This is a genomic window from Yersinia pekkanenii (assembly GCF_001152565.1).
Classification (GTDB): Bacteria; Pseudomonadota; Gammaproteobacteria; order Enterobacterales; family Enterobacteriaceae; genus Yersinia; species Yersinia pekkanenii.
Window position 1 is genome coordinate 67,558 of the sequence record NZ_CQAZ01000005.1, and the last position, 12,441, is coordinate 79,998.

Here is a 12,441-nt window from a genome sequence, read left to right on the forward strand (position 1 = left end):
CCTTGGCGCTTACACAGGGTGGCAGTAACAACATAAAAAAGTGGCGCGATGATAGACATCGCGCCACTTTTTTATGTTGTTACTGCCACCCTGTGTAAGCGCCAAGGTTTACTTATCTGAACCTAAAAACATCTTACGCAAATAGTGTGGTACCGCATCATCGGCATTCGAACCAATGACTTCCAGGTTGGGTAACATATCTTTCAGGCGCTGGTGCGCATCACGCATGATGCAACCTTTACCTGACATTGACAGCATTTCCAAATCGTTCATCCCATCACCAAAAGCAATACATTCTTTTAGTGAATAACCAATGATTTTGGCGACTTGCTCAAGTGCATGCCCCTTAGATACCCCGCCACCCATCACTTCCAGACAGGTAGGGAAGGAGAAACTGACATTAACCCGATCGCCCCAACGTGCATTGATGGCTTCTTCTAAAATCAATAACTTGTCATGGTCTTCGCAGGTGAAATAAACTTTGCACACCCCCTCAGTTGGCAACAAAGCGGGTTCAAATACCTGATAGTTGAACACGGATTCACGGAAGAACTCTTTCTGTGCCGGGCTTTCACGGTTCATAAACCATTCGTCGTTCAGATAGACGTTAGTCAGGATATCTGGATTGTAATGTTCGATGTTATAGAGATCACGAGCAATATCTGCATCAAGGTTATGACTGAAAATCAGCTCCCCAGCAGTATTGTGTACCCGCGCACCATTGGAGGTGATCATAAAGGCCATGATCTCCAGACTGTCGCGGATTTGCGCGACATCAATATGGTGGCGACCGGTAGCGAACACAAAGTGTATGTCGCGCTGCGTCAGCAACTTGAGGGTTTCTTTGGTATAAGGCGTTAAAATATGGTCAGGTGATAGCAGGGTGCCATCTAAATCGGAAGCAACAACATGATACATAGCGGTATGTTCTAACCTCTGGTGGCGTCGGAGCCATAATGGCCGACAGATGATTGATGTTGCCCGAAAAAGCGCAATATGGCGCTCAGCGCCTCGGCACGCAGCTGGTCCCGTTCGAACAGGATCTCATGACGTGCTCCTTGAATTAACTTAGGCTGCCCCCCTTCGCAAGGGTGCCCGGCCTGAGCCATTGCCTGAGAAAAAGCATTGTGGGCCGGGTTATGAACCACCCGATCCTCGCTGGCTTGTAACAATAGAACCGGCGTGGTGATTTTTTCTGCTGCCGCGATAATTTTCTCACCCACCATCAGGCTTTCACGGACCCAATGATAAGTGGGGCCGCCAACGCGGATTTCCGGGGTGTCGGCATATTGGCGCAAATAGCGGCGATACCGCTCGCGACTGTGAGTCAGCATATTGACCACATACGGCAGTGGCCGCCACTGACCGGTTCCGATAGCGTAATAATCCCGCAGCTTCTGGTGCCCTTCGGCCCAATCGACAATCCGATGCGCCAGCCAGCCCGGTATGGGCAAGTGGATACCAAACATGGGTGCACATAATGCCACAGCACCAAATACATCCGGTTCCCTCGCCAGATAACGGGTCAGAATGGCTCCCCCCATTGAATGGGCAAGTGCAAACCGCTGCTGATAATGGCTACCGGTTATTTCGCGCTGCACTAATTGCGCAAAATCCTCAATATAATCATCGAACTTGATCACATGACCACGGTTACTATCGTCAAGTATCCGCCCGGATCGCCCCTGCCCACGATGATCCAGCACTATTACATCATAGCCTTGCTGGAATAGATCATAAGCCACTTCGGGATATTTAACGTAACTTTCAATGCGGCCAGGCACCACGACTATCACCCGAGTATGTTGCCGGGCGCGGAAACGGACGTAGCGGATGGGGATATTATCAACCCCCATAAACTCATCTTCATCTCGCTGCTGCCAGAAATCCAACAACGGCCCATTAACAAAGGCAGCAAACTGCTCTTCACGGGTTAACCAGCTATTATCTAACGGCATAGTGCGATATCCAATGACAATATGGTATCCAATGACAATGTGGTATCCAATGACAATATGGTATCCAATGACATAGTGGTATCCAATGACATAGTGCACCCAGGCTAGCGAGACAAGATCAAGTGGATGCCAAAACCGGTAAACAGCACGCCGGCCAGCCCATCGATCCATTTGGATAAGCGCTGATAGCCCCGACGCATCACCGGTAAGGCAAATACGCAGGCCACGATACTGAACCAGACGAAGGTTTCACTGACAATCAACACAAACAAGCCCCAGCGCGCTCCGGCACTGACATCATTACCGACAAACAGTGAAAATACGCTGCCGAAATAGATAACGGCTTTCGGGTTAGATAAATTAGTCAGGAAACCGCGCAGGAAAGTCCGGCCACGGGCAGGTAATGCAACTTGCACCTCAACCTCTGTGGCATGACGTTTGGCACGAGCAGACTTCAGCAATTGCCAACCCATCCAGCACAGATACAATCCGCCACCCACCATAATAATCTGATGCAACCAGGCCATTTTCTGTAAGATCAGGTTCAGCCCCATCAGCGCCACCCCCGCCCAGACCACGATCCCAAGCGAAATCCCTACCACCCCCATCATTGCCTCCCGGCGCGAACGGCTGGCGGCAGTTTGAGAAACAAAAAAGAAATCTGGCCCTGGGGTGATTAGCGCAACCAGATGCACCAGCGCGACAGTCAGAAAGAGTATTAGCATGAAGAACTTATCCCTACAGAAGTCAGCGGCATATTAATCATCGTTGTTATCTACATGGTCGCGGATCATTGCCATAAACTGCGCGCCAAAGCGCTCCAGCTTACGTTGCCCGACCCCAGTGACACTCAACAACTCGCTGGCAGTAATTGGCATCTGCTCAGCCATCTCCAGCAAAGTGGTATCGTTAAACACCACGTAAGGCGGAATATTGCCCTCGTCGGCGATAGATTTGCGCAGTTTACGTAATTTGGCAAACAACTTGCGATCGTAATTGCCACCATAGGATTTCTGATTGGCACTGCTGCGCACTTTCAGGCTCTGAATACGCGGCACCGCCAGTTGTAACGGTAATTCCGCACGTAATATCGGGCGCGCGGCTTCGGTCAGTTGCAAGGCTGAGAACATTGCAATATTTTGGCTCAGTAGCCCAAGGTGAATAAGCTGGCGCAATACGCTGACCCAGTGTTCATGACTTTGCTCACGGCCAATGCCATACACTGACAGCTTGTCATGACCCATTTCACGGATACGCTGGTTATTTGCCCCGCGCAACACTTCAACGATATACCCCAAACCAAACCGCTGCCCAACCCGATACACACACGAAAGCGCTTTTTGCGCATCAGCCAGCCCATCGTAGCGCTTTGGCGGATCAAGGCAGATATCGCAGTTACCGCACGACTGCTGCTTACCCTCACCAAAATAGTTGAGTAACACCAGGCGACGGCAGGTTTGCGCTTCAGCAAAAGCCCCCATCGCGTTTAATTTATGCCGCTCGATATCTTGCTGCGCGCCCGCCGGTTTGTCTTCCAGACAGCGGCGTAACCATGCCATATCTGCCGGGTCATACAGCAACATGGCTTCAGCGGGTAGGCCATCACGCCCGGCACGGCCAGTTTCCTGATAGTAAGACTCAATAGTCCGTGGGATATCAAAATGCACTACAAAGCGGACATTGGGTTTATTAATCCCCATGCCGAAGGCCACGGTCGCGACCACCACTTGTAGGTCATCGCGCTGGAACGCTTCTTGTACCTGCGCCCGACGCCCGTTATCCAGCCCGGCGTGGTAAGCAGCAACACTGAGGCCACGGCTTTGCAAGCGGGCTGTCGTGTCTTCCACTTTTGCCCGGCTATTACAGTAAATAATGCCACTTTTACCCCGCTGGTCTTGTACAAAACGCCACAATTGATCGAGCGGTTTGAACTTCTCCACCAAGGTGTAGCGAATATTGGGGCGGTCAAAACTACTGATTTGAATCAATGGCTGTGACAAATTGAGCAAACGCACAATATCACCGCGCGTCGCTTCATCCGCCGTGGCGGTCAGGGCAATAACCGGTAAATCAGGGAAACGTTGTTTTAACTGGCCGAGGGCGCGATATTCCGGACGGAAGTCATGCCCCCATTGTGAGATACAGTGCGCCTCATCGATTGCCAGCAGCGCAGGCCGCCACTGATGCAGTTGATCGAGGAAACTCTCCATCACCAGCCGTTCCGGGGCGATATACAGCAATTTGATCTGACCACTGCGGCAACCGTCCATCACTGCTAGCTGCTGTTCACGGGTTTGCGACGAGTTTAGACACCCCGCACCCACGCCATAAGCCAGCAGTTGGTCGACCTGATCTTTCATTAAGGAAATTAAAGGGGAGACGACCAGCGTCAGGCCGTCCGTCACCAGTGCCGGGATCTGATAACACAAGGATTTACCGCCACCGGTTGGCATCACTACCAGACAATCTTGCCCTGATAGCGTGGCGTTAATAATTTCCTGTTGCCCAGGCCGGAATTGCTGATAGCCAAAAGTATCTCGCAATACCTGCACTGCCAGTAATTCCCTGTTTATCACTGCTGCGGTCGACACACTCTTCCCCAACTATAAGATCTGCACAGGCCGGTTAACCGGCCTGTGTCTGAAACTGTTCTAACGCCGGATGACGTTAAAGGACATCGTTCAACATGATACCCATACCCACCCGTGTTTGCCTAAAGTTATAGTCAATCATTGACTCACCATAGCCCGTGAACACCTGAGTATAGAAGCGAAGATGTTTACTGATTGGGTAGCTCCAGCCCATTTCAGCGCCGCCGTAACCGGTATTCCAGTTATAGTGGCCGTCCACACTGAACACACTGTCACCCAGGGCATAACCCACTTTCAGACGATAATAACCCATGTATTTATTGATATCCGGGTTGTCATCTTTTTCGTCGCTTTCCGGCAAACGATACCAAGGTTTCAGGTCAACTTCCCAATCGCCGCGCTGTGCCATTACACGAGTATAAGCACGGTTCCAGCTACGTGAGGTTGGGTCGGCTTTACCGTTGGATTGATGGTTAAGACCGAATTCTACTTCACGGAAATTCCAGCCCGCCAGCTCGTAATCTGTTGCCCACGCCAGAAACACCTGTGGTTCGTAGTTCGTTTCACGGAATGGCGAAGATTCACCGCTGTTAGAAGCCTGCCACCATGAACGCTGGGTATAAGATGCACCCAACAGCGAGTTTTCACCGGCAATACCACGCCAGATAGGGAAACCTAAACTCAGTTGGAATTTAACTTCATCCTTTCTGGCATTGTCCGCCCAATCATAAGAGCTAATGGCATTTTTATTAATATTGCTGGTATAGGTATATAACAGATAGTTAGTTTCATACGGATAAAGTAGGAACGGATTATCGTGATCCTGCAACATTGCCGCGATAATGCTGCCACGTACCGTTGGCGCATCATGAATCTTCTCAACCGTTGCTTCGTCTGCCTGTGCCAAGGTTGGCACCAGTAATAACGAAATTAAAAACCGCCAAAATCTTCCCATCATTTCCCCCATCATCTTACGGATTATTTCTATTTGTAATGAAAACAGCTCATTCTACACACAAATGTAATCTGGGATTAGTGTTGTTTATCTTTATGATTTAACGACTGGAAAACAACAAAGTAGAAGCATAAAATAAACAACTAATTAACCAGCATGATTATTGCTCATCGGCAATGACTAAGAGAATAAGGGAAAAATGTCAGTAACAACGTTAACGCTGGAAGATGCTCGTCATATGATTGGTGAAGTATTTGTGTATCACATGCCATTTAATCGTGAGTTAGGGCTAGAATTAATCCGTTTTGAGCAAGATTATGCTGAAATTGCCTTCGATAATAATGACAAACTGGTGGGTAATATCGCGCAACGCATTCTGCATGGCGGTGTTATCGCCGCAGTACTGGATGTTGCCGCCGGGTTGGTTTGTGTCGGTAACAGCCTGGTTCGCCATGAGCCGCTGATTCAAGAACAACTGCAAATAAAACTGGCCAAAATGGGTACCATCGACCTGCGTGTCGACTATCTGCGCCCCGGTCGCGGTGAACATTTTATCGCTAGCAGCCGTATTTTGCGCAGTGGTAATAAGGTATCTGTTGCCCGGGTCGAGCTGCATAATGAACGAGGGGTGCATATCGCCAGCGCAACGGCAACCTATCTGGTTGGCTGATTTACCTGTCAGCGGTGATGATTCGTAACGCGAAGTTAAGTACACTCACCGCATCTCCTTTCTTGTTCCGAGCCACACCATGGATAACCAACAAACCCGTCAGGGCATTTTCTTTGCTCTGGCAGCCTATTTTATTTGGGGTCTTGCCCCCGCGTATTTCAAGCTAATCCAACAGGTGCCGGCTGATGAAATTTTGACCCATCGAATTATTTGGTCATTTTTCTTTATGTTGATCCTGCTAACGATTAGCCGCAACTGGCCACAGGTGCGCAATGCTTGTAGAAACCGCAAGCGCCTACTCTTGCTGGCCGTTACCGCCGTGTTGATTGCCAGTAACTGGCTATTATTTATCTGGGCGGTGAACCACAACCACATGCTGGAAGCCAGTTTGGGTTATTTTATTAATCCTTTGGTGAATGTGTTATTTGGCATGTTATTTCTTGGCGAGCGCTTTCGTCGTATGCAGTGGGTCGCGGTGGCATTGGCCTTTGGTGGCGTGCTAATTCAATTGTGGCAATTTGGCTCCCTACCGATAATCGGGCTGGGTCTGGCGATTACTTTTGCCTTATATGGCCTGATACGCAAGAAGCTGGCAATTGATGCCCAAACCGGCATGTTGGTTGAAACAATGTGGCTCTTACCCATTGCTGCAGTGTATCTGTTCTTTATTGCTGACAGTCCAACCAGCCACATGAATGCCAACACTTGGTCACTGAATGTGTTGCTGGCTGCCGCTGGGGTGATTACTACCATCCCGCTGTTGTTCTTCACCGCCGCCGCCACACGTTTAAAACTGTCGACACTGGGCTTCTTCCAGTATCTTGGCCCAACACTGATGTTTATTCTGGCGGTGACCTTCTATGGCGAGACGATCGGTAACGATAAAATGGTGACCTTCGTCTTTATCTGGGCAGCGCTGCTGCTGTTCACCCTGGATGCGCTCTATACCCAACGTAAATTGCGCGCTTAGGTATAAGCCAAAAAAATGCTCAGTTACTCATTAAGTTATAATATTGATAACCAAAGAACTTGAAGTTGCAGGTAGGCAGCCAGCTAACACCCCTGCAGCTTCAAGGGCGAAGGTTAGAGCCAGTTCTTGCGTTTGAAATACAAGTAAGGTGCCAGACCAGCAATAATCATCAAACTGATCGCCCCTGGATAACCGAACGTCCAGCTCAGCTCAGGCATAAACTCAAAGTTCATCCCATAGCTGGATGCCACCAGTGTTGGCGGCAGGAAGACCACCGAGACTACCGAGAAGATTTTAATGATGCGGTTCTGTTCGATATTGATAAAGCCCATAGCGGCCTGCATCAGGAAGTTAACTTTCTGGAACAGGGATTCATTGTGCGGTAACAGGGATTCAATATCGCGCAGTACCTCACGCGCCTGTTCCAATTGGCCACTGGGCAAGCGAGCTTTACGAACCAAGAAATTCAGTGCCCGCTGGGTATCCATCAGACACAAACGTACTTTCCAACCGATATCTTCCTGTTCCGCCAAGGTGGACAGCGCAGCATCATACTCATCGCCCTGCTGGCCTTCCATAATGACGCGACTTAAGGCTTCCAAATCACTGTAAATATTTTCTATTTCGTCTGCCAACTGTTCAATTTTGGTTTCGAACAAATCCAGCAGTAGCTCATAAGCATTGCCATCAACCAGTGTCTGGTTACGGGCACGCATGCGATATAAACGAAATGCCGGCAATTCACGCTCACGCAGGGTATAAAGGCGGCCATCACGGATGGTAAATGCCACCGTTGAGTTACCGGCATGATCTTCAGCATCTTCGTAGTAGAAGAAGGAGTGAATATGCAAACCATCTTCATCTTCAAAGAATCGAGCGGATGCCTCGATATCGTCCAGCTCTGGCCGGGTTGCCAGGCTTTGCCCTAACTCACACTGGACGCGTTCCCGCTCCTCTTCTTCCGGTTCGACTAAGTCGACCCAAATTGAGGAAGTCAGGTCATCTGATTCATCCAGCTCCAAACGGCATAAGCGATTGTTGCTTAATTTAAATGCGCTCAGCATCGGCCAAAACTCCCTTGCGGTGATAGATAGGGATAACGCATTGAAGCACAGAAACAGGTAAGTATTGAGAAATACTCTATGTTTCAGACCATTAAGGAGATCTGACTCACAGCGACGGTTTAGCAGGGTCGCTGACAACCACGAAGGCTATCAGCAAATAGAGGATAGCCTTAGAAGTTGCACCATATGAACAGGTTATTGAGCCAGTATCTACTGGGTGTGTCCAAGGCGAATGTCCCCATAAAGAATAGTGCGCGCATGTTACGCCGAGAAGAAAAAGGCTGTCAACCGGTTAAAAGGGGTTAATTCGTGGGCGCCGTTTTTAGTGCTTACTGGCGGGATCTATTGTCCGGCAGCACGTGACTATAAAGCCGGTAAATTCCACCTTCCCCCCCCCTTATAACGTCTACGGGTTTGCGCTAGATTATACTCAGCCACTCTTAAGGATATTTAGCCCGAATGAAACAAATCACCCAGCAATCTCTGATGCAACTGAGCCAGCAGGCCCAGCAATCACCGCGCCTGAGGGCCAATCTCAACTTTCACCCGCAGCTTGACGATCCAATACAACGTTTGGCGATTGCGATGGAGCCACAAACCTATGTCCGTCCTCATCGCCATCCTCATAGCTGGGAGCTACTGACGGCACTGCATGGCAGCTTTATTGTGTTGCTGTTTGATGAGCAAGGTAAAGTCACGCACCGCGCAGTACTGGGTAAAGAAACGGCTATTTTAGAGATCCCCGCCAATATCTGGCATGCGGTGTTATCACTGGAGGTGGGCGCGGTCATTTTTGAGGTAAAACACGGACCTTATCAGCCGGTGGCGACTGAAGACCTGGCAAACTGGTCACCTGCCGAGGGTGAGGCGGAAGTCGGCAACATGTTGGCATGGTATGCCATGGCCGATATCGGCAAGCACTATCCGGGCTGATAGTGGCAAAAGCAAAAAAACCGAAGTCAGCATCGACTTCGGTTTTGTGTATCCTGTCCTTCATTTAGCCAAAACCTGGCAAAAATTCACAAACAGGCTTTCCCTTAAGTATTGACACAAAATCAACGCGTTATATTTTTAAATTTTTTGGTCGTGTCCGTCAGTGCAATTTCTGTCGGTAGCCGCTCCATAGAGCTGGCACCGTAGAAACCGTCACATTGCGGGCAGTTATCTATAATATATTGAGCATCTTCAGGCGTAGAGATCGGTCCACCGTGGCACAACACAATCACATCGTCACGGACCGCTTTTGCCGCTGCTGCCCAGTCGTTAATCAGGGGCACACAGTCAGCCAGCTTCAGTGCGGTATCAGCACCAATGTTACCGCCGGTGGTTAACCCCATATGAGGAACAATAATATCAGCACCCGCTTGGACCATGGCGACAGCATCTTCGGCACTGAAAACATAGGGTGTGGTGAGTAAATCTTTCTCGTGAGCCAAACGAATCATGTCCACTTCCAAACCATAACCCATGCCGGTTTCTTCAAGGTTGGCGCGGAAGTTCCCGTCGATTAACCCAACAGTTGGGAAGTTCTGTACACCAGAGAAACCCAATACTTTCAAATGGTCCAAAAATTGGTCGAACTGACAAAATGGGTCCGTGCCATTAACCCCCGCCAATACCGGCGTGTTTTTGACGACTGGCAGCACTTCTTTTGCCATATCAACCACAATTTCATTAGCATTGCCGTATGCCAGCAAACCGGCCAACGAACCACGGCCCGCCATGCGATAGCGGCCTGAGTTGTAAATAACGATCAAATCAATTCCGCCAGCCTCTTCACATTTTGCTGATAGTCCTGTTCCCGCACCGCCGCCAATAATCGGCTCGCGGCGGGCAATCATTTCCCGGAATTTGGCCAATATGGCCTGGCGTTGAAATTTTGGCATGTCACTTCTCCACGAATAAAATGGCCCTAAACCCGCCATACTTCAAACTGCATGTGCGTTGGCTGCCTTCGCTCACCCCAGTCACTGACTCGTGTAAGCTCCTGGGGATTTACTCAGTTGCCGCCTTCCTGCAACTTGAATTATTTAGGGTGTGATGGGATGGGCTCTTGGCTATTTCTTTAAAGTTTTCAACCGCTGCCTGGGCAAACTGTGGGTCATTGATATTGAATGGATAATGTACCAAGCGGCGTTTATTGGTTTGGATCACGGTTTCTTCCAGCGACTGGATAAAGGCTTTCAGTGCTTTTTCGTCCCAGAATGGCTGCCCCGGTGCATCCAGAGCCGAGAACCCGCCCTCAGGAATTAAGAACCGGACTTCACCTTCGCAGCGATTGAGCTTCTCGCCAATCCAGCGCGCCATCAAGATATTCTCTTGTTCAGTGGTGCGCATTAGCGTGACCTGCGCATTGTGCTTATAGAACAGGCGATCGGCATATTTAGCCGGAATGGTTGCCGGACTACCAAAGTTGACCATATCCAAGGCACCACAGGAACCGACGAAAGGGATCTGGCTGTGAGCAATGGCATCGAAGCGTTCTGGCCCGCAGGCTAATACTCCGTCAAATAACAGGTCGCAGATCTCGGTGGTGGTCAGATCAAGTGCCCCTGCCAGTAAGCCGCTTTCGGCCAGTTTTTCCATTGCTTTACCGCCACTGCCGGTGGCATGGAACACCAGACAGTCATATTCTGCCGATAATTCTGCACTAACCGCCTGAATACAGGGGGTAGTGACACCAAACATGGTCAAGCCCAGTGCCGGTTTGTCATCCGTCGCGATGGCTTCTTGTTGAGCAAAGTAAACCGCACCGGCGATTTGATGAGCCGCGTTGCTCAATACACGGTGAGAAATACGGTTAAGCCCGGCGATATCCGTGACCGAATACATCATGGCGATATCACTGGCACCGATGTAACCGGAAACATCACCAGAAGCCATGGTTGACACCATCAGTTTAGGAATACCGATAGGTAAACTTTGCATGGCGGGAGTTATCAGCGCCGTACCACCGGACCCGCCCAACCCTAATAGGGCTGCCACATCATCACGGCTGGCAATAAAACGCTCAAAAGCCACCGCCATCGCACTTATCGCCCGCCCTCTATCACCACAAAAGACGGCCTGACGCCCATCAGGATGATGGCTCGCCACCGTTTCGGCCGCAATATCAGCGCCGCCGGCGTGCTGACCTTCTTTGGTCGATAAATCAACCGTCACCGTGGTCAGGCCGGTTGCTTTAATCAATTCACTGACATACGCCAGCTCTTCGCCTTTGGTATCTGTCGTAGTCGCGATAAAAATATGACGGGGCATCTGAACATCCTTCTATAAATGCGGAATGTCACAAAAATTTAAGCAGCTCACGTCGTTATTATTGGGCATTAACTTTTTGCTTAGCGCCGAATAACGAAGCGAATTGGTTAAGATAGAACCATATTGAGACTAGGGTTTCATTTTTGCAAAGGGCATGACTTGAATATGAGACTGCCGCCTCAAATTTAATCCGTGGGTGAAATGCATTGATAGAGATTTGTGCAGCCGGTTTGTTATAGTGAGTACCAATACTTTCTGTAGACCATGGAGTGACCGTGAATAATCAGGATAAACAGGAACGCTCTCCTCCATCGTTAACCCCCATCAGGGCCAGAACCCGGCGGTTACTGATCGACACCGCCATGTCGATGTATGAGCAAGGCGCATTTCCGTCGATAACCGAAGTCGCAAACGCCGCCCAACTTTCCCGGGCGACGGCTTACCGTTATTTCCCAACGCAGAGTGCATTGGTCTCTGCCATGGTCGATGAAAGCCTCGGCCCGATATTGGCATGGCAACCGACCCAACCAGATGCGCGCCAGCGTATTGCCGAATTGCTCTCTTTTGCTTATCCACGCATGTTGCAACATGAAGGCGTGCTACGCGCGGCGCTGCATCTGTCATTACAGCAATGGGCGGAGCACCGTAATAATCCCAACAATGAAGAGAAGTTAGTCCGTGGTAACCGTAAACGACTGTTAAAGCTGGCCGTCGAGCCACTGGAAGGAACCTTGCCACCAGAAGACCTGCAACGGGTGATCCATGCCTTTTCGTTAATTTATGGCTCAGAAGTTTTTATGGTGCTGAAAGATATTTGGCATTTGGATGATGCTGGTATTCAGGATGTGACGCAGTGGATGGGCAAAGCCATTTTGCTACAAGCGGAAACCGATGCAAAAGTGGCGGCTCAAGATAAGGGCGAGAGTCGCTAAAGCCGCAGAGCTTACCCAAAGTCATTGATATTGCAGCAAGGCA

12 protein-coding genes are annotated in these 12,441 nt (G+C 49.8%); 4 read left to right on the forward strand and 8 right to left on the reverse strand.

Annotated features, from left to right (window positions below):
• Positions 1-108: 108 nt before the first annotated feature.
• The 5 genes from yigL to pldA all read right to left on the reverse strand — a co-directional run bounded on the left by yigL (position 109) and on the right by pldA (position 5,504).
• Positions 109-918: a sugar/pyridoxal phosphate phosphatase YigL gene (gene yigL, locus AEP37_RS03800; RefSeq protein WP_049610125.1), complete on the reverse strand. Its 810-nt coding sequence runs from the start codon at positions 916-918 to the stop codon at positions 109-111.
• 11 nt (positions 919-929) lie between these two features.
• The gene (gene pldB / locus AEP37_RS03805; RefSeq protein WP_049610129.1) at positions 930-1,958 is read right to left on the reverse strand and encodes a lysophospholipase L2; all 1,029 of its coding nucleotides are present in this window, start codon (positions 1,956-1,958) and stop codon (positions 930-932) included.
• A 104-nt stretch (positions 1,959-2,062) separates the two neighbouring features.
• On the reverse strand, positions 2,063-2,683 hold the full coding sequence (rhtC, locus tag AEP37_RS03810; protein ID WP_049610130.1) for a threonine export protein RhtC: 621 nt from the start codon (positions 2,681-2,683) through the stop codon (positions 2,063-2,065).
• A gap of 33 nt (positions 2,684-2,716) precedes the next feature.
• Positions 2,717-4,549 carry an ATP-dependent DNA helicase RecQ gene (recQ, locus tag AEP37_RS03815; RefSeq protein ID WP_049610133.1) on the reverse strand — a complete coding sequence of 611 codons (1,833 nt, stop codon included), beginning with the start codon at positions 4,547-4,549 and terminating at the stop codon, positions 2,717-2,719.
• 76 nt (positions 4,550-4,625) lie between these two features.
• Positions 4,626-5,504: a phospholipase A gene (pldA, locus tag AEP37_RS03820; protein WP_049610136.1), complete on the reverse strand. Its 879-nt coding sequence runs from the start codon at positions 5,502-5,504 to the stop codon at positions 4,626-4,628.
• A gap of 199 nt (positions 5,505-5,703) precedes the next feature.
• Between pldA and AEP37_RS03825 the strand changes: the two genes are divergently transcribed.
• Together AEP37_RS03825 and rarD are read left to right on the forward strand one after the other, a co-directional pair.
• Positions 5,704-6,174, forward strand: a complete 471-nt coding sequence (locus AEP37_RS03825) for a thioesterase family protein (protein ID WP_049610139.1) — start codon at positions 5,704-5,706, stop codon at positions 6,172-6,174.
• Between the two features lie 79 nt (positions 6,175-6,253).
• Entirely contained in the window at positions 6,254-7,144 is an 891-nt protein-coding gene (rarD, locus tag AEP37_RS03830) for an EamA family transporter RarD (protein ID WP_049610141.1), read from the forward strand.
• Between the two features lie 113 nt (positions 7,145-7,257).
• On the opposite strand, the gene corA is transcribed toward rarD, so the two are convergent.
• Positions 7,258-8,208 carry a magnesium/cobalt transporter CorA gene (gene corA, locus AEP37_RS03835; RefSeq protein WP_049610144.1) on the reverse strand — a complete coding sequence of 317 codons (951 nt, stop codon included), beginning with the start codon at positions 8,206-8,208 and terminating at the stop codon, positions 7,258-7,260.
• 459 nt (positions 8,209-8,667) lie between these two features.
• On the opposite strand from corA, the gene AEP37_RS03840 reads away from it, so the two are divergent.
• Complete coding sequence (locus tag AEP37_RS03840; protein WP_049610146.1) at positions 8,668-9,141, forward strand: WbuC family cupin fold metalloprotein; 474 nt, start codon at positions 8,668-8,670, stop codon at positions 9,139-9,141.
• Between the two features lie 122 nt (positions 9,142-9,263).
• On the opposite strand, the gene AEP37_RS03845 is transcribed toward AEP37_RS03840, so the two are convergent.
• Both AEP37_RS03845 and AEP37_RS03850 read right to left on the reverse strand, forming a co-directional pair.
• Positions 9,264-10,094 carry a phosphoenolpyruvate hydrolase family protein gene (locus tag AEP37_RS03845; protein ID WP_049610148.1) on the reverse strand — a complete coding sequence of 277 codons (831 nt, stop codon included), beginning with the start codon at positions 10,092-10,094 and terminating at the stop codon, positions 9,264-9,266.
• Between the two features lie 109 nt (positions 10,095-10,203).
• The gene (locus AEP37_RS03850) at positions 10,204-11,466 is read right to left on the reverse strand and encodes a Tm-1-like ATP-binding domain-containing protein (protein ID WP_049610150.1); all 1,263 of its coding nucleotides are present in this window, start codon (positions 11,464-11,466) and stop codon (positions 10,204-10,206) included.
• Between the two features lie 275 nt (positions 11,467-11,741).
• On the opposite strand from AEP37_RS03850, the gene AEP37_RS03855 reads away from it, so the two are divergent.
• Entirely contained in the window at positions 11,742-12,398 is a 657-nt protein-coding gene (locus tag AEP37_RS03855) for a TetR/AcrR family transcriptional regulator (RefSeq protein ID WP_049610153.1), read from the forward strand.
• Positions 12,399-12,441 lie beyond the last annotated feature (43 nt).